Consider the following 18,369-nt stretch of genomic DNA (forward strand, 5'->3'; position numbering starts at 1 on the left):
TTCATAGTCTATTCGATTTAATTACAGCTAGTTCTATTTAACTAGAACTATGTTCACACCAGCGCCGCCAATATCGCCTTTTGTGCGTGCAATCTATTTTCAGCCTGATCGAAAATGACAGAGCGCGATCCGTCGATGACTCCGGTTGTCACTTCTTCTCCACGATGTGCTGGCAAGCAGTGCAAGAAGAGATAATTACGGTCTGCCGCTGCTACCAATTTTTCGTTCACTTGATAGTCGGCAAATGCTTTCAATCGCACCTCATTTTCTTCTTCAAAACCCATACTAGTCCAAACGTCCGTGTATACAGCATCTGCCCCCATGACAGCCTCTGTAGGATCGGTGGTCACCATCATGTTTCCACCACTTTGTTTCGCGTATTCTGTAGCCTTTGCGACAATTGCTGCATCCATTTCGTAGCCTGCCGGAGTCGCCACTCGCACATCCAGACCTAGCAAAGCTGCGCCCAGCACCAGTGAATTCGCCACGTTGTTGCCGTCTCCTACATAGGCGAGCTTGACTCCTTTCAGCTTGCCTTTATGCTCCCAGATCGTAAGCAGATCAGCCAACGCCTGACACGGATGGTACAGATCGGTCAAGCCATTGATAATAGGGATCGACGCGTGCTCGGCAAGCTCTTCTACATAAGAGTGGGAAAAGGTGCGAATCATGATGGCATCCACGTACCGAGAGAGAACTTTCGCTGTGTCGCTGATTGGCTCCCCGCGTCCGAGCTGTAGCTCTTTTCCACTCATAAACATCCCTAGGCCACCCAACTGATGCATCCCTACTTCAAAGGAGACGCGCGTGCGGGTCGAAGCCTTGTCAAAGATCATCCCCAACGTCTTGCCTTGCAAAGGCTGGAATGGCTGTCCCAGCTTTTGCAATTGCTTGACGTGAGCAGACAGATGGAGCAGCTCCATCAATTCCTCCCCGTTGAATTCATCGACGCGTAAGAAATCTTTTCCTTTATGCTTTTGTAACGGCAAGTTTTGAAAGTGTTCCAATATCTTCACTGGCTGCATGCGAGCCACCTCTTTTCTTCATAATAGACTTCACGTATAACTCGAACGTATCGACAGCGGAGAACAACGGCACACCTTGCTGTACCATACGGCTTCGCAGAGCAAATCCTGTCCGGCCCTGACGATTGCCTTTCGTCGCAGTAACGAGTGCAAAGGCTGCTTCTTCCTTTTGCAATAGCTCGATCCACGCCGCTTCATCTGCCACGACATGCTTCACGACAATTCCTTCGGCTTTCAACCACTCGGCCGTTCCCGGAGTCGCCGCCAAATTGGCACCGTCTGCTTGCATTTGTCCAATCGACTCTCTTATGCCGTCCTGCTTATCTCCATCTGCCAGAGAAATCATGACCAACTGACCTTTTTGCCAGTCGCCGTACAAATTGTCCTTGAAAGCAAAGGCTTTGCCTGCTGCCTCTTCGAAAGAATGCCCCAAGCCGAGAACTTCGCCCGTCGATTTCATCTCTGGACCTAGTACCGGGTCTACGCCGTTCAGCTTGATCGTGGAGAAAACGGGCGCCTTGACGACTGCAAACGGAATCTCTGGCAAAAGCCCTGTACCGTAGCCCATCTCCGACAGCTTTTCACCCAATTGTGCGCGAACCGCTAATTGAACCATCGGGATGCCAGTCACTTTGCTCGTAATCGGTACGGTCCGTGAAGCACGTGGATTTACCTCCAGTACATAAACCGTTTCCCCATCAATGACGAACTGGATATTGATTAACCCGACCGCTTCCATTTCCCTCGCGATTGCTTCTGTATAGCTCGCGATTTTGTGCTTAATGTCATCCGTCAGCTGAGGAGCTGGGAACAAGGCTACACTGTCGCCAGAGTGGATGCCCGCTCTCTCCACATGCTGGAAAATCCCTGGGATAATGACAGATTTTCCATCGCATACCGCATCTACTTCTGCTTCCTTGCCTGGAACGTATTTATCCACGAGGAGTGGGAAAAACATGCTCATGTCCGGATGGTTCAACCAGTCGTGAATGGTAACTTGCAGTTCCTCGATAGTGTGGACTACTACCATACCTTGCCCGCCGATGACGTACGAAGGCCGCATCAAAACAGGGAAGCCGATTTCCTCCGCTATCGCGGTCGCATCCTCCAAGGACGATACTCCTTTACCGGGAATATGCGGAATGTCCAGCTTGCGCAGCATGGCGTAGAATAGCTCGCGATCCTCCGCACGTTCGATGGCTGTAAGTGACGTACCCATTACTTTCAGACCCGCATGCTCCAGCTTGGCTGCCAGATTGATCGCAGTTTGACCCCCAAACTGAACCATGACGCCCTCTACCTGTTCGCGTTCTGCGATATGCAGCACGTCTTCTACGTGAAGCGGTTCAAAATAAAGATGGTCGGCTGTTTCATAGTCAGTGCTGACCGTCTCTGGGTTGTTGTTCACAACGACAGCCGCAATACCACTTGCCTGAAGTGCTTTGGCTGCATGCACAGAGCAGTAGTCAAACTCGATACCCTGACCGATGCGAATGGGACCTGAGCCGAGTACCAGTACTTTGCGGCCAGACAGTGACTCGACCTCATCTATTCCTTGCCAATCCGAATAGTAGTAAGGGGTTTGAGCATCAAATTCTGCTGCACACGTGTCCACGATTTTATAAGTAGGCGTAATGCCCGATGCTTGACGAAGTGATTTAATTTCGATAGGTGTAGTACCCACTAGTGAAGCGATGGTTTCATCGGCAAACCCGCGACGCTTTGCTTCCAACAACAGCTCTGGGGTCAGTGTTTTCCTATCGTGGCAAGACAGCTCTACTTCCAAGTCCACGATTTTACGCAAGCTCCGCAAGAAAAACGGATCGACACCAGTCAGACTGTGCAGCTCACTTTCTGTAAAGCCTTTGCGGATCGCCTCGGCAAAAACAAACAGTCTGATATCAGTCGCTTCCTGCAAGGAATGTGCAAGCTCCTCACGTGTCCAGGATGCCAGCTCTGGTCGAGTCAAATGTGTGCAGCCCTGTTCCAGGGAACGAACTGCCTTCAAAAGTCCTGCTTCCAGATTGCGGGCGATCGACATGACCTCGCCAGTCGCTTTCATTTGCGTCCCCAGCTTGCGGTCTGCCAGTGGGAATTTGTCAAACGGGAAGCGTGGGATTTTGACAACGATGTAGTCCAACGCTGGTTCAAAGCTAGCGTACGTATAGCCCGTGATTGGATTGAGTACTTCATCCAGTCCGTAGCCCAATGCGAGCTTGGCGGCGATCCGCGCGATTGGATAGCCTGTTGCTTTGGACGCCAACGCACTTGAACGACTGACACGAGGATTTACTTCGATCAACACATACCGATCGGAATTCGGATCAAGCGCAAATTGAATATTGCAACCGCCTACTACCCCAAGCGAACGAATCACTTTCGTTGATACGCTGCGCAGCATTTGGTACTGGCGATCTGTCAGCGTCTGAGAAGGCGCGACGACAATACTGTCTCCCGTATGAATACCTACTGGGTCCAAATTTTCCATATTGCACACGATAATGCAGGTATCATTTGCGTCCCGCATGACCTCGTATTCAATCTCTTTCCAGCCTTTTACACTGCGCTCAATCAGTACCTGACCAATTGGGCTAGCCGCAATGCCACCTGCTGCAACCTTTCGCAAGGACGCTTCATCCCCTGCGATCCCGCCACCTGCTCCTCCGAGTGTATAAGCAGGACGCACGATAACGGGATAGCCTATCACGTTCGCAAACTCGATTGCTGCTTCTACAGATTCAACTGTATCGCTCTCTGGAACAGGCTCTCCGATTTGTTGCATCAATTGCTTGAACAGCTCACGGTCTTCCCCGTTTTGAATGGCAGCCAACGGCGTACCCAAAAGCTGCACACTGTACTTTTCCAGCACGCCCGCTTCTGCCAGCGAAACAGCAAGATTAAGTCCCGTTTGGCCGCCTAACGTAGGCAAGAGGCCATCGGGACGCTCTTTTGCGATAATAGCTGTCACGGATTCCACCGTGAGCGGCTCCAGATATACTTTGTCCGCTACTTGTTCATCTGTCATGATCGTTGCCGGATTGTTGTTCACCAGCACGACCTGCACGCCAGCTTCTTTTAGGGAAAGGCAAGCCTGTGCACCTGCATAATCAAACTCCGCTGCCTGCCCGATGACGATCGGACCAGAACCGATGACCAATACTTTATGAATGTGTGGCAATTTAGGCATATCTCTTCGCTCCTACTACACGCATCGACTGCAAGAATTGGTGGAAAATGTGGGATGTATCACTAGGGCCCGGATGTGCTTCCGGATGGAACTGCACACTGAAAACAGGCAGACTGACGTGACGCAATCCTTCGACTGAACCGTCATTGACATTGCGATAGGAAACCGTTAACTGTCGTTTATCCAGAGACTCTTCCTTGACCACGTACCCGTGATTTTGTGAACTCATATATACTTTGCCAGTCATCAGATCCTTGACCGGATGATTGCTGCCGCGGTGACCGTATCCGAGCTTTTCTGTCTTGCCGCCGTACATCAATGCCAATACTTGATGCCCCAAACAAATGCCCAATGTCGGGTACTGCTCCACGGCTTTGCGCCATTCACTGCAATACGCAAGCAAGTGCTCCGGATCGCCAGGCCCATTGGAAAACAACAAGCCGTCTGGTGCGAGAGCATTGATTTGGTTAAAACTCGTATCAAATGGAACGACCGTGACACGGCAGCCCTGCTGGAGAAGGGCATCCAAAATCGATTGCTTCATGCCGAGGTCAATCAAGACGACATGCTCCCCTGTTCCCGGATACCGCTCCACTTGTTGTCTGGATACGTTGGCAACTAATGATTTCTTGGCGTGCTTGTAGCGCAGGGACACAACTTCCTCTACCTGCATAGGCTGATCGGAAATAACACCGAATACAGTACCGTCTTGACGGACTCGCTTTGTAATCGTTCGCGTATCAATCCCTGCAAGGATCGGGAATCCAAATGCTTCTGCCGCTTGGGCCAAACTCATGTTTGATTCGTAATGGCTTGGCTCCATGCATAGCTCACTGACAATCATCCCTGTCAAAGCTGGCTTGGCTCCCTCATAATCCTTTTCGTTAATCCCGTAGTTTCCGATCAAGGGATACGTGAAGGTAACGATTTGCCCTGCAAAAGAAGGATCTGTCATCACCTCTTGATATCCCGTCATTCCTGTATGAAAAACCACTTCTCCGAATCCGTTAATTGGGGCGCCATACAGCTTCCCTGTAAAAACCTCGCCGCTCTCCAGCGTTAAATATCCTGTTCCTAACGATTGATTCTCTCTATCCATCTATAAAGCCACTCCTCTCCAATGGGCACCGGCCTGATTGCTCTTATCGAAAATTTATGCAACCTTTTGTATTAATATACATTTGAGATTATAAAAATGCAACGAGTTTTTTGACCACTTTCACTCGTTGCATTCTTTGCTTTTTCATCTAAACCTGAGATAGCGCCTCGCTTAATACAGCAATGGCCTGCTTTACTTCATCATCGGTCGTTACAAACGAAGGCAAGAGTCTCACTACTTGTGGGCCAGCCATCAGCAGAATGACTCCTTTTTCCCGTGCATACGCAACCAGCTCACCAGCAGGAATCGTTAGCTCCACACCAAGAAGCAATCCTTTTCCCCGAACCGTAACCACTTTGTCTGGGTGCTCTGCCTTGAGCTTCTCCAGCTCTTTGATCAATACGTCATGGATATGGGCTACCCGCTCCAAAATCTGCTCCTCTTCCATCGTCGCAAGCGTCGCGATTCCAGCTGTTGCTGCCAATGGATTCCCGCCAAAAGTAGTACCATGCGTACCTGGAGCAAACGCTTCTGCTACTTCCTTAGTCGCGACGACCGCACCAATCGGGAACCCACTTCCCAAGCCTTTTGCCAATGAAATCGCATCTGGCTTCACGTCATATTGCTGGAAGGCAAACCATGTACCCGTGCGACCAACCCCAGTCTGTATCTCATCGATTAACAGGAGTAATCCGTGCGCATCGCACAATTCACGCAGCACCTTCACCCACGCCTCTTCTGCCGGATGTACGCCGCCTTCTCCCTGAACCAGCTCCAGCATGATCGCGCATGTCTTGTCTGTAATTGCTGACTTGACTGCATCAAGGTCGTTGTAAGGAACGGTGACAAATCCTTGCGGCAATGGTGCGAATCCGTCCTTCACCTTTTCCTGTCCAGTAGCCGTCAAGGTAGCCAATGTCCGTCCATGAAAAGACTGTTCAAAGCTGATGATTTCGTAACGGTCAGTCCCTTTTACTTTTTGTGCATAGCGGCGGGCGAGCTTGATCAACCCTTCATTCGCCTCCGCCCCACTGTTGCAGAAAAAAGCTTGATCCAGTCCAGACAGACGGCTCAGTCTTTCCGCCAAAATCTCTTGCTGAGGAACATGCACCAGATTCGAGCAATGCCACAACGTATCGAGCTGTTCGTGCAGCTTTGCCGTTACTTTTGGCGGGACATGCCCTAACGAGGTCACGGCAATTCCTGAGGTAAAATCGAGATATTGCTTGCCTTGATCATCCCACACCTGGTTTCCTTGTCCTTTTACCAAACTAATTGGCCATCTCGCATAGTTATTCATGAGATGCACAGGCGTTGTTGTTGTATGCATATTCATTTCCCTCCTCACCTAAGCGTAATTAACATTCATACGAACGGTTGTCCCAACTGCCTGCCCCGCACAAACACCGAGCAGATCTTCAGCGGTTCCCCGGCAGATGACAACCTGCTCCACACCCTGTCCAAGAGCGTCGAGAGCTGCCTGAACCTTCGGAATCATTCCTCCAGTAATAATCTCTGCCCGAATCATTTCCTGAATCTCTTCTGCACTTGTGGCTGGCACTACTGCCTTGGTTCCGTCTGGCTGAGGCTGCATGATGCCCGGAACGTCAGTCACCATGATCAGTTTTTCGGCGCTAAGTGCTGCTGCAATCGCTCCTGCGGCTACATCAGCATTGACATTAAATGTCTCTGTGCCTTCTTCACTAACGGAAAGGGGAGCAATCACCGGGACATAGCCCTGCCCAAGAATCGCTTTCGGAATGGTCGTATCAGCCTTCTTGATTTCTCCTACCCATCCGAGTGGCTTTGGCGTTTTTGTTGCCAAAAGAGTCTGACCATCGATGCCACTAACTCCCCATGCCTTGGCTCCTGCCTGCGTTAGCCTTTTTACCAGCACCTTATTGATGTTACCGCACAAGACCATCTCTACAACACGCAGCGTGTCCTCGCACGTAACACGAAGCCCATCGACAAATTGAGGAGTGATCTGAACTCGATCAAGCATACTGTTAATGGCAGGGCCGCCCCCATGGACGATGACGAGCTCTTGCCCTTGCGCCTGCAGTCCGGCAATCGCCTGAAAGAAGGAGTCAGGTAGCTGATCCATGGTGCTTCCGCCACATTTGATCACGACAATCCCTTGCATCTGCTCTCCTCCTCTACGGGTATACGGGTACGAGCGGCAAGCCCGTTTTCTCAGGCAAATCAAACATGGCATTCATGTTTTGCACAGCTTGACCAGCTGCGCCCTTCATCATGTTATCGATTACCGACAGCAAGATAACACGCTTCGTGCGCTGATCAACATGAATAGCGATATCGCAGTAATTGGAACCATAAACTTCTTTCGTATGTGGATGACTGCCTGCAGGACGTACACGCACAAAAGGCTTATCCGCATAAGTAGCTTCGTATAGCTCCTGGATTTGTGCTTGTGTGACATCAGTCGTTAGTTGTCCGTAAGCCGTGACTAAAATCCCTCGGGTCATCGGTACCAGATGCGGCGTAAATTGAACAAGCGTCTCTTCCCCGCTTTGTTTTTGCAGCTCCTGTTCAATCTCTGGTGTATGCTGATGATTCGCAACTTTATATGCATGAATGCTTTCATTAATCTCGCTGTAATGAACACCGAGCGATACTCCACGTCCAGCACCGGACACACCTGATTTGGCATCGACGATCCAACTGTTAGGCTGCACCCAGCCTGTCTTCACCAGCGGAAGCAGGGCGAGGAGCGTAGCAGTGGGATAGCAGCCAGGATTTGCTATGAGACTGGCACCCGCCACTTGCTCTTGATTCCACTCGGTTAAACCGTAAACGGCTGTTTCTACCCATTGGGAAGGGGCCGGCTCATGTTTGTACCACGTTTTGTAGACCGCACCGTTTTCCAGACGAAAATCCCCGGATAAATCGATGACCTTTACGCCTTTTTCGACCAGCTTCGGAGACAGCCCGCTACTTACTCCCGCAGGCGTAGCGAGGAAGATCAAATCGTTCACACCACTCATGCTGTCTGCATCAATCGGTGACAATGTGGGCAACCCGAGCCCAACTACATGTGGAAACGATTTTTCCAAGCTTTCTCCTTCTGATGAACTTGAATATAAGTTTGCAATCTCAACATGCGGATGCCCAGCCAAAAGACGGATCAATTCCGCGCCACCATACCCCGTTGCTCCAACAATCCCGACTCGAACCATGCTCTCTCCCCTTTATTCAATTCCGTATTTTTATACATGAATAATAATAAAAATCCATTTAGAATACAACAGAAAAACTTTTTTACGTCCAAAGAAAAAAGCGCCCGATTGCTCGAGCGCTGGTTTGTTGCCCTGTTTACTTTTTGTCCGCTAACCATGCAGCGATGTTTTCTGCATCTTTTCCTTTGACGAGACCCGGAGGCATTGATCCTTTTCCTTTTTCCAAAATGCCCAGGATCTGCTCCTTGTTCAACTGACTACCGATCTTTTGCAAGTTCGGTCCAACTGCCCCTTCCAACGTCTGTCCGTGGCAGCCTGCACAGGTATTTTTGAACATGGTTTCTGCAGTTGCTGCATCATAGCTGCCGGATGGCGTCGTCGAAGGTGTTTCTGTCGCTGGTTTTTCAGCTGCCGGCGTTTCTGTTGCTGGTTGTTGTGCTGGCGGCTGTGTTTGCTTGCTGGTACCACAGGCACTTAGCGAGAATGCGAGTACAGCCGCTGTCAAAACGAGTGGAATACGTTTCAAGGCTGTTCCCTCCTTTTTTCGGATTTCTTCGCTAAGTATGCCTCCGACTACCACTTCTCATTCTTGCTACAGCCATTTAGGACAAAGGAAACTCTAACGGGCTCCATTCACGTAACTCCAACGTCCGTGCGCCTTCCACGACAACTGGATCAGCCTCAGCCAATTTGCGAGCCTCTTCCAGAGAATCCGCTTTATAAATAACCAATCCGCCAAGCTTATCTGTGAAGGGTCCTGCCATGAACACTTTTCCCTGCTTGTACAAATCATTGATATACGTAAGATGCGCAGGTCTTACTTGAGCATTCAGCTCTTGATTCACGATTGGCAAAAATGCGGCATACAACATGGACGGTTTCTCTCCTTTTTCATGACCTTGGTCTTTCATGAAGTATAACATAATTATGAATACGGACTTTTGTCTGGTAGGATTTTTCCTTTCTACAGCGAACGATTCAAAGGTAGCAAGTAGCAACAGAGAGGCGGATAGGTATGGGCACGCAGATACAGTTATATACATCTCTCTTCCACAACAATCCTGACGCTGTTTTCATGTTCGACATGCAGGGCAGATTCACAGGAGTAAACGCTGCTGGTGAAGCATTGGTAGGATACACCTCTCAAGAATTGCTGCACATGCAAATTTGGGAAATTCTTGCTTCTACAGAAGGTCTCGACAGTAAGAAACAACAAATCCTCTCTGCAGGAATCAGAAAAAATAAGCATTATCAGTTGCTCCATAAAAACGGGCAGGTTGTGGATATTATCGCTTCCAGCTTTCCTATTTTTCAAAATGGCGAAATAATCAGTCGCTATTCCATTGCCAAAAACATCACGCAGCAAAAGAAAATGGAAGAGGCTCTTCACCAGATGCAAGAGAACTTTCGGTTAATATCCGAAAACATTATGGATTTGATTTTCATTGTAAATGTGGATGGAATTATTACCTACGCTTCCCCTTCTGTTCAAGCGGTTAGTGGTCTCACGATTGATCAAGTGATCAACCAGCATTTTTCGATCTTGATTCATCCTGAGCAAGTAACCAACGCAAAAAGCGATTTTGCTCAAATGATGAAGCAGAAGATCACACTTGACGCCGAGTACCATTACCTGCACCCAGACGGTAGAATGTTGCTGTTCGATGTGAAAGGAACACCTGACATTTGTTCGAGCGGTAATATTCTCAGCACGGTTTTTGTGGCACGTGATATTACAGAACGTCGGCAATCAGAAGAATTGCTTCGTTACTCTGACAAGCTGTCAGTTCTAGGAGAGCTTGCCGCGGGAATCGCCCATGAAATTCGCAATCCACTTACGGCCTTGAAAGGGTTTATTCAACTCATGGAAGGGGACGAGTTCGCCAATCAGCAATACTTGCAAATTATGCGATCCGAAATCGACCGGATCACTTCGATTACCAGTGAGCTTTTGATTATGGCCAAGCCGCAAGCGTTGCGATTTGCTCCCAACGGACTTTTGCCATTGCTTTCGTCTGTCATTAAGCTTTTGGAACCACAAGCACTTCTAAAAAACGTATCCATTCTTACTGATTTTCCGCAAGTCACGTCCCTCATATTGTGTGAGGAATATCAAATCAAGCAAGTCTTCATAAACATCATAAAAAACGGCATGGAAGCCATGCCGTTAGGTGGAAATCTCACAATCAAGGTTGTAGAGCGATCTTCCGATGTTATCATCCGAATCAGCGATCAAGGACAAGGTATCCCTGCCGAGCTACTTCCTCGATTAGGAGAGCTTTTTTATAGTACAAAAGAAACAGGAACTGGCCTGGGGTTAATGGTAAGCACAAAAATTATTCGCGATCACGGCGGTACAATCAACATCGCCAGCGATGTCGGCAAAGGAACCACCGTATCGATTTCCATACCAAAAGCCTTGAAGCCTTCTGTTTCGTTTAACGATTAATCTGCGCGCGCAGATAGGCATCGATAAACGAATCAATATCACCATCCATGACTGCTTGAACGTTTCCTACCTCCATATTCGTCCGGTGGTCTTTTACCAGACTGTATGGGTGGAAGACATAGGAACGAATTTGGCTGCCCCATGCAATATCTTTTTGTTCACCTTGAATCGCGGCCAACGTTTTCTCTTGTTCTTCCCGTTTTTTCTCAAACAATCGTGCCGTCAGCATCTTCATCGCACGCTCCCGGTTTTTAATCTGGGAGCGTTCTGTTTGACACGTCACCACAATTCCAGAAGGCAAGTGAGTAATCCGTACAGCTGAGTCAGTCGTGTTGATATGCTGACCACCAGCACCACTGGAACGATACGTATCGACTTTCAGGTCTTCTGTACGTATGTCTACCACATTATCGTCTTCGATCTCCGGTAGGACGTTGCAAGACACAAACGATGTGTGACGACGTCCAGAGGCATCAAACGGAGATATCCGCACAAGACGATGAACCCCTTTTTCTGATTTGAGGTAGCCATACGCATTGTAGCCCTTAATGAGGAGAGTGACACTTTTTACACCGGCTTCATCGCCAGGCAAATAGTCCAATGTTTCAACCTTGAAGCCCTTGGCATCCCCCCAACGTGTATACATACGTAGCAGCATGGACGCCCAATCCTGGGACTCTGTACCACCCGCTCCCGGATGTAGCTCCAGAATGGCGTTGTTTTTGTCGTATTCATCACTCAAAAGCAATTCCAGCTCAAAGCTCTCAAATGACTTCCGTAGCTCCTGCGTACTGTCATACAGATCTTGAATGAGGGACGTATCCCCTTCTTCGATGACGAGCTCCAGCATTACCTGGAGATCCTCGTACTGAGAATCCAGCTTAGCCATCGTCTCTACGAGGCTTTTGATTACATTCAGTTCACTGATTGTCTTCTGCGCTGCATCATTGTCATCCCAAAAATCGGGTGCCAGCATGCGCTCTTCCAGTTCACCGATTCGTTCCTGTTTTACTGGGAGGTCAAAGAGACCCCCTAATATCCGCTAAACGCTTAGCCATGCTAGACATCTCTTGTTTGATGTCCGCAATATCGATTAATGCCATGTTGCGAATCACCTTCTCTTTACGTAAGCTATGTTTTATTGTAACGTAATTTGCCAGATGCGCAAATACGGCAGCTTGTCACGTTTAGAAAAGGGACTTCGCCGCTACACTTTGTCACGTTGCCACCGGTGGTGATGGCGAGGATCTCAGGTCTCGGATTTCATGTGGTTGTTTATTTTCCGCCTGTGGTGCGGTAACCAGATAGAGATGGGTACGCCGAGCTTCGCTTGCTTTCAGCTGGTAGGCTTGCTTGATGAAGGCTTGTCGCTTCCAGTTGTGTGTTTTTCGATATTTTTTGGCTAGCGGACTTTCACGCGTTCGATCCACCATTCCATTCGGCGGTGCAATCAAGGCCTCGTTCCAATTCGGCTCCGGAATTTCCTCTATCAGTCGCTTGTCCTCAAAGACCGGGTCTTGCGCTGAGATGACTCTCGGTAATTCTATTCCCTCCTCCTTTTCAATCAGCTGTACTTTTTTATTTTCTTTTCCTGTCTTTAGGACTGCTTTTAAAGTAACGGAAATGCGCTCCATTATATTCTTCGTTTGTATCCCCATCACGTTCACTGACGTTCTCATTTGTTCATTCCCCCGTCTTCGTGAATTTTTGGTAAAAGTGTTGTACTTACGATTCTATTTATTTTTCAGATAATTACCACTTGAATCGTTCGATCACATTTACCAGTGTTAGACAAATTGATCGTTAATATCAGACGAGGAAGAATAGATGAGGACGAATACTGTCAAGGCATTAGGAATGGGCAAGAAAAAAACATCCCCCTCGTACCGAATTTGCCGATACGAGAAGAATGTTCTGTCCTTGCTTACTGTTTCTTATTTTGACGTTTGCGTCCCTGCTCCTGAGCGCGACGCTGTGCACGGTTTTTCGGATCAGCATCACCGGAGGTCTCCGGATCTGGACGATCAGATGGTCCGGAAGTTTGCAAGTTATCAGGGTCGATTCCTTGACCGCGAATAACATCCTGACGCTCCAGGTTTTGGCTGACTTCGGCCTTCATGATATACATAGCGACTTCTTCCTGAACTGCAGCCAGCATACCTTGATACATTTCGTATCCTTCGAACTGGTACTCACGAAGCGGGTCGTTTTGTGCGTAGGCGCGCAGGTGAATCCCTTGACGCAACTGATCCATTGCATCGATGTGATCCATCCACTTGCTGTCGACTGCACGCAGAATGACGACTTTTTCAAACTCGCGAATCGATTCACCGATTTCTTCTTCACGCTGTTTGTACTGCTTATCGACTTCTGCTTTCAACAGCTCGAGAATTTCTTCTGCTTCCATGCCTTTCAGCATTTTAGCCGTAATCGTTTCTTCATGGAGGAACCCATTATTGGCAGCATCGGCCAATGCTTGCAGATCCCAATCCTCTGGTACCTCTTCTTTAGGACAATGCAGAGACACTGCACGCTCCATCACAGTGTAGATCATATTCAAAGCAACATCGCTGAGATTTTCCTGTTCCAGGATGTCTTTACGCTGTTTGTAGACAACCAGACGCTGCTGATTCATCACGTCGTCGTACTGGAGAACGCCTTTACGTGCATCGAAGTTGGATCCCTCTACACGCTTCTGCGCGGATTCTACCGCACGAGTAACCAAGCGGCTCTCGATCGGCATATCCTCTTCCATACCCAGGCGATCCATCATATTCATGATATTGTCCGCACCGAAACGACGCATCAGCTCATCTTGCATCGAGAGGAAGAACTGGGATGAACCCGGGTCCCCCTGACGACCGGCACGACCGCGCAGCTGATTGTCAATCCGACGGCTCTCGTGGCGTTCTGTACCGATAATATGAAGACCGCCTACATCGGCAACACCTTCGCCAAGCTGAATGTCCGTACCACGACCCGCCATGTTTGTCGCAATGGTAACCGCTCCGTACACACCTGCACGTGCAACGATTTCCGCCTCGCGCTCATGCTGCTTCGCGTTCAATACGTTATGAGGTACGCCTTTTTGCTTCAGCATTTGGGACAAGCGCTCCGAGTTTTCGATGGAGATGGTACCTACCAAGATCGGTTGGCCCTTTTTGTGACGCTCGACAATGTCGTTTACAACCGCACGATATTTGGCTGCCTCTGTTTTGAAAACAAGGTCAGGTGAATCGACACGCTGTACTGGCTTATTCGTTGGAATAACCACAACATCGAGACCGTAAATCTTTTTGAACTCTTCTTCTTCCGTCTTCGCTGTACCTGTCATACCCGCCAGCTTCGCGTACATACGGAAGTAGTTTTGCAAGGTAATGGTCGCCAGTGTCATGCTCTCGCTTTGGACACGCAGACCTTCTTTGGCTTCAATCGCTTGATGCAAGCCATCGCTGTAACGACGTCCAACCATCAGACGGCCGGTGAACTCGTCAACGATCACAACTTCGCCTTCCTGCACCACATAATCGACATCGCGCTTGAATAGCACTTGTGCTTTCAACGCCGCCGTAATGTGGTGGTTCAACGTGATATGTGCCGTATCGTACAGGTTGTCGATGTTGAATGCCTGTTCGACTTTGGTTACACCTTCATCTGTGAGGTTGACGATTTTCAGCTTCTCATCGATTGTGAAATCTTTTTCTTCTTCCAGGCGTTTCACAAAATGCGAGCAGATGTAGTACAGCTCTGTCGATTTGTTAGCAGAACCGGAGATGATCAACGGCGTACGTGCTTCGTCAATCAAAATGCTGTCAACCTCGTCGATGATAGCGAAGAAGAGCGGACGTTGCACCATTTGTTCCTTGTACAGAACCATATTGTCACGCAGATAATCGAAACCAAACTCATTGTTCGTACCATACGTAATGTCACACGCGTATGCTTCGCGTTTTTCTTCAGGGCTCAGTCCATTCTTATTCAAACCGACTGTCAGTCCGAGGAAGTTATACAGCCTACCCATGATGGTCGAGTCACGCTCAGCCAAGTATTCGTTCACGGTAACGACGTGGACGCCTTTGCCCATCAAGGCATTCAGGTATGTCGCCAGTGTCGCAACCAGCGTTTTACCTTCACCTGTCTTCATCTCGGAGATACGGCCTTCCTGAAGCACCATACCACCAATCATCTGGACGTCAAAGTGACGCATGCCCAGTACACGGATCGATGCTTCACGTACAACGGCAAACGCTTCATTCAAAATTTTGTCCAGTTCTTCTCCATTTGCCAAGCGAGCCTTAAACTCAGCAGTCTTCTCACGCAATTGGTCATCCGAGAGTACCTTAATCGTTGGTTCCAGCGCGTTGATACTTTCTACACGCTTAAACATTTTCTTTACTTCACGTTCATTGCTATCGCCGAATATCTTTTTAACGAGTCCTAACATGAGGACACCCCTTCCATATGCTGCCAAACAAAAATGCACAAGCCAGCATGAGTCCAGATAATAAAATAAGGATACCGATTCTACGAAAATAATACTTTCTAAAAAGATATTTTATCAAATAGAGCATCCTCTACACAAGTAAAGGGAGTTGCCAATAGCAACTCCCTAGTCTTATACGAATGAGAATGTGTAAAGTTTCGTTATTTTGGTTCAATCAATCCGTAACGCCCATCATTGCGGCGATACACCACACTGACGTCATTGGTGTCACTGTTTTGGAAAACGAAGAAGCTGTGTCCCAGCATATCCATTTGCATGACCGCTTCCTGTGCATCCATCGGCTTCAGATCGAAGCGTTTGGTTCGAACGATATCGATATCTATGTCGATATCATCCTCATCCACATCCGGGATCATGACTGCTACTGGCTGACTCTCACGCTGTGCGATTCTTCCTGTCGAATCAACCCGAAGCTTCCTCATCAGCTTCGTTTTGTGTTTGCGAATCTGACGTTCCAGCTTTTCTACTACCAGATCGATAGCAGCATACATATCTTCGTGCGTTTCCTCCGCTCGGATAATGACCCCACTCAGTGGGATAGTTACCTCGATCGTGCCTTCTCCGCGATGTACATGCATGGTGACTTGTACTTCTGTAGGCTGTGGACTTTCAAAATATTTTTCCAGACGGCCGACTTTCTTTTCGACATATTCTCTAAGTGCAGCGGTGACTTGAATGTTTTCTCCACGAATGTTAAATTTCATGGTTCCAACCTCCTTCCGTCTATACATACCTATTCGCCACTTCTGTAAATAATCCTTCCACTCAGATTAAAAAAATCTTTGCAAATCTTTTACAAACCATCAATATCCGACATTATTTTACCAATACTTACTAGATTCCCTATGCTATAATAGGACAGGTAGTCATCCAATCCTATATCGCGGTCGTACATCGCACTGGAGGAATCCTCATGGCAGAGGTAAAACCTTCCCATTCACTTATCGGAACAACGCTCGCTCAAGACGTCTACAATGAGTACGGTCTGCTTTTACTACCCGCTGGTGCAACCCTTCATCTAAGTGATATACGACTGCTAGAGGCTCACCTGGTAGAAGCCGTACACGTTACTACTGACTCGGAAGCACCCGAAATGCCTTTTCCTCTCCTTCATTGGAGTGAGGCAGAGGCTGCAAAGGCCTATATGGTGGCCGTACAAAAGACCGAGTATTTATTTAACCAGCTCGCAAATGGGGATACCCCCCGACTGCAACAATTTAGCGACGCTGTTCATCCTATGCTCGATCAAGTTCTTCATCACATGAGATTTCTGCGCTTCATTTATTTGAATGAAGGAACAGAAAGTTATACGTATCGCCACTCCCTGCATGTAGGTATCGTGGCAGCTTTAATCGGAAAAATCATAGGCTTGCCGCAACGTGATGTTCATTTTTTGGGCCTTGCAGGTCTTCTCCATGACATCGGCAAGATGAAGATTCCCGATGAGCTGCTGTCCAAACCAGAGCGTTTGACAGACGAAGAGTATACGATTATGAAAAAGCATACCGTATACGGCTACGAGCTCCTGCGCACCATGGACGATGCCGACAACTTGCTGGCACAATGCGCTCTGATGCATCACGAACGTTGGGATGGAAGTGGATATCCCCTCGGACGCAAAAAAGATGGCATTCCTTTTGAATGCCAAATCATCAGTGTCGCAGACGTATTTGATGCGATATGCACAGATCGCGTGTATCGGAAGGGAACCTCTCCCTTTGAAGCCGCGAATGTTCTGTGGGAGTTAGCTTGTACTGGCCAATTAAATCCGATGATTGTATCTCGTTTTATCCATTACATTATCTTACTTTACGTCGGCTCCCATGCGCTTTTGAACAATGGCGACCACGTCGAAATCATTATGATTCATACCGATGAGCCTATGCGCCCTCTCGTTCGTAGAGGTAATGATTTTATAGACCTGAGACTCCAGCGCTCCCTACGCATTCAAAGAATGATCAGTTAAACACGTTGAAAAAACGAATCCCCCTGTCCGATCAAGGAATCAGGGGGATTTTGCTATTTGTTTCGTTTATAACTTCACGACGTTCGCCGCTTGTGGACTGCGGTCCCCTTCCACAATGTCGAATTCTACAGCCTGTCCCTCATCTAACGAACGAAACCCTTCCGACTGAATCGCCGAAAAATGGACGAATACGTCATCACCGTGTGGAATATTTTTTCTCAAGTCCTCGCACAACTACACGGGACAAGAACAACGTAAGTACCAGGTAAACCGCCGCTTCCGTTAAATACGGGGGGTAGCGCTCAAATGTACTTTTCGCCACGTTCATGGCTGCGTAGTTTAATTCCGGTGTCGCGATTACTGCTAGTAGGGATGAATCTTTTAAGAGAGCAATAAACTCATTTCCGATCGCAGGCAGCATACGTGTAAATGCTTGTGGAAGTATAATTTGGCGCATGGCAAGGCCCTTGTTCATACCAAGTGATCGTGCCGCTTCCATTTGCCCTGGATCAATTGATTGGATGCCAGCCCGAAAGATTTCCGCCATATAGGCAGCTGCATTGAGCGAAAGCGCGACGAAGCCTGAATAAATCGCTTCCGGACTGCTCGCTCCCGGATACAGAATACCCCAAATCGACGGAATCACCGCAAAATGAATCAGCAAAATTTGGACCAACATCGGGGTTCCCCGAAACAGCTCTACATAAATCGAACAGGTCCACCGCAAGATTCGTTTGGAGGACATTTTGCCCAAGCTGATGAACAACCCCAAAAATGTTCCGCAAACCGTAGCCACTGCCGTTAGTAAAATCGTATTAATAATGCCTCGGATAAACAGTTCTCGGTAGTCGTAGATGACACTCCAGTCCAATGGCTAATCCTCCCTTCTTCATGTCAGCAAGCCAAGTTGCGAACAAACGCCGGCTACGTCGTAGAGAC

At 48.3% G+C, this 18,369-nt stretch carries 15 protein-coding genes and 1 pseudogene; 2 read left to right on the forward strand and 14 right to left on the reverse strand.

Annotated features, from left to right (window positions below):
* Nucleotides 1-53 precede the first annotated feature (53 nt).
* From argF to ACM6JA_RS29055, 8 genes are all read right to left on the reverse strand, one after another.
* Nucleotides 54-1,025, reverse strand: coding sequence for an ornithine carbamoyltransferase (argF, locus tag ACM6JA_RS29020; protein WP_414855192.1), 972 nt, complete (start codon nt 1,023-1,025; stop codon nt 54-56).
* On the reverse strand, nt 970-4,212 hold the full coding sequence (gene carB / locus ACM6JA_RS29025) for a carbamoyl-phosphate synthase (glutamine-hydrolyzing) large subunit (protein WP_414855193.1): 3,243 nt from the start codon (nt 4,210-4,212) through the stop codon (nt 970-972). Before carB ends, argF begins: the two co-directional genes overlap by 56 nt.
* Nucleotides 4,205-5,311, reverse strand: a complete 1,107-nt coding sequence (locus ACM6JA_RS29030) for a carbamoyl phosphate synthase small subunit (protein ID WP_414855194.1) — start codon at nt 5,309-5,311, stop codon at nt 4,205-4,207. The genes carB and ACM6JA_RS29030 overlap by 8 nt, the downstream gene beginning before the upstream one ends.
* Nucleotides 5,312-5,459: 148 nt before the next feature.
* Nucleotides 5,460-6,641, reverse strand: coding sequence for an aspartate aminotransferase family protein (locus tag ACM6JA_RS29035; RefSeq protein ID WP_414855195.1), 1,182 nt, complete (start codon nt 6,639-6,641; stop codon nt 5,460-5,462).
* Between the two features lie 18 nt (nt 6,642-6,659).
* Nucleotides 6,660-7,457, reverse strand: coding sequence for an acetylglutamate kinase (gene argB, locus ACM6JA_RS29040; RefSeq protein ID WP_414855196.1), 798 nt, complete (start codon nt 7,455-7,457; stop codon nt 6,660-6,662).
* A 13-nt stretch (nt 7,458-7,470) separates the two neighbouring features.
* Nucleotides 7,471-8,511: an N-acetyl-gamma-glutamyl-phosphate reductase gene (gene argC / locus ACM6JA_RS29045; RefSeq protein ID WP_414855197.1), complete on the reverse strand. Its 1,041-nt coding sequence runs from the start codon at nt 8,509-8,511 to the stop codon at nt 7,471-7,473.
* 136 nt (nt 8,512-8,647) lie between these two features.
* Nucleotides 8,648-9,037 (reverse strand): c-type cytochrome, encoded by a 390-nt coding sequence (locus ACM6JA_RS29050; protein ID WP_026043384.1) that lies wholly within the window; start codon nt 9,035-9,037, stop codon nt 8,648-8,650.
* Between the two features lie 76 nt (nt 9,038-9,113).
* Complete coding sequence (locus tag ACM6JA_RS29055) at nt 9,114-9,383, reverse strand: YciI family protein (RefSeq protein ID WP_047069739.1); 270 nt, start codon at nt 9,381-9,383, stop codon at nt 9,114-9,116.
* A 143-nt stretch (nt 9,384-9,526) separates the two neighbouring features.
* Here ACM6JA_RS29055 and ACM6JA_RS29060 point away from each other — a divergent pair, with 143 nt between their 5' ends.
* Nucleotides 9,527-10,960, forward strand: a complete 1,434-nt coding sequence (locus ACM6JA_RS29060; protein WP_414855198.1) for a PAS domain S-box protein — start codon at nt 9,527-9,529, stop codon at nt 10,958-10,960.
* Here the strand turns inward: ACM6JA_RS29060 and prfB are convergent.
* The 4 genes from prfB to hpf all read right to left on the reverse strand — a co-directional run bounded on the left by prfB (nt 10,950) and on the right by hpf (nt 16,168).
* A protein-coding gene (gene prfB / locus ACM6JA_RS29065; RefSeq protein WP_414855199.1) for a peptide chain release factor 2 occupies nt 10,950-12,063 on the reverse strand; the annotation gives its coding sequence in 2 pieces (ribosomal slippage) (nt 10,950-11,981 and nt 11,983-12,063; 1,113 coding nt in all). The two genes, ACM6JA_RS29060 and prfB, sit on opposite strands and share 11 nt — an antisense overlap.
* A gap of 114 nt (nt 12,064-12,177) precedes the next feature.
* A complete protein-coding gene (locus ACM6JA_RS29070; RefSeq protein ID WP_414855200.1) occupies nt 12,178-12,639 on the reverse strand; it encodes a hypothetical protein in 462 nt (153 codons plus the stop codon).
* Nucleotides 12,640-12,884: 245 nt separating this feature from the next.
* The gene (secA, locus tag ACM6JA_RS29075; RefSeq protein ID WP_414855201.1) at nt 12,885-15,404 is read right to left on the reverse strand and encodes a preprotein translocase subunit SecA; all 2,520 of its coding nucleotides are present in this window, start codon (nt 15,402-15,404) and stop codon (nt 12,885-12,887) included.
* 200 nt (nt 15,405-15,604) lie between these two features.
* Nucleotides 15,605-16,168: a ribosome hibernation-promoting factor, HPF/YfiA family gene (gene hpf / locus ACM6JA_RS29080; protein ID WP_414855202.1), complete on the reverse strand. Its 564-nt coding sequence runs from the start codon at nt 16,166-16,168 to the stop codon at nt 15,605-15,607.
* Nucleotides 16,169-16,377: 209 nt separating this feature from the next.
* Here hpf and ACM6JA_RS29085 point away from each other — a divergent pair, with 209 nt between their 5' ends.
* Nucleotides 16,378-17,430, forward strand: a complete 1,053-nt coding sequence (locus ACM6JA_RS29085) for an HD-GYP domain-containing protein (RefSeq protein WP_414855203.1) — start codon at nt 16,378-16,380, stop codon at nt 17,428-17,430.
* 66 nt (nt 17,431-17,496) lie between these two features.
* Here the strand turns inward: ACM6JA_RS29085 and ACM6JA_RS29090 are convergent.
* Nucleotides 17,497-17,631, reverse strand: a pseudogene (locus ACM6JA_RS29090) (cold shock domain-containing protein); the annotation flags it as partial.
* Nucleotides 17,627-18,301 (reverse strand): amino acid ABC transporter permease, encoded by a 675-nt coding sequence (locus ACM6JA_RS29095; RefSeq protein WP_047069746.1) that lies wholly within the window; start codon nt 18,299-18,301, stop codon nt 17,627-17,629. The pseudogene ACM6JA_RS29090 and the gene ACM6JA_RS29095, both read right to left, overlap by 5 nt.
* Between the last annotated feature and the right edge of the window lie 68 nt (nt 18,302-18,369).

Origin of the sequence: Brevibacillus sp. IT-7CA2 (assembly GCF_949767855.1) — a bacterium.
Classification (GTDB): domain Bacteria; phylum Bacillota; class Bacilli; order Brevibacillales; family Brevibacillaceae; genus Brevibacillus.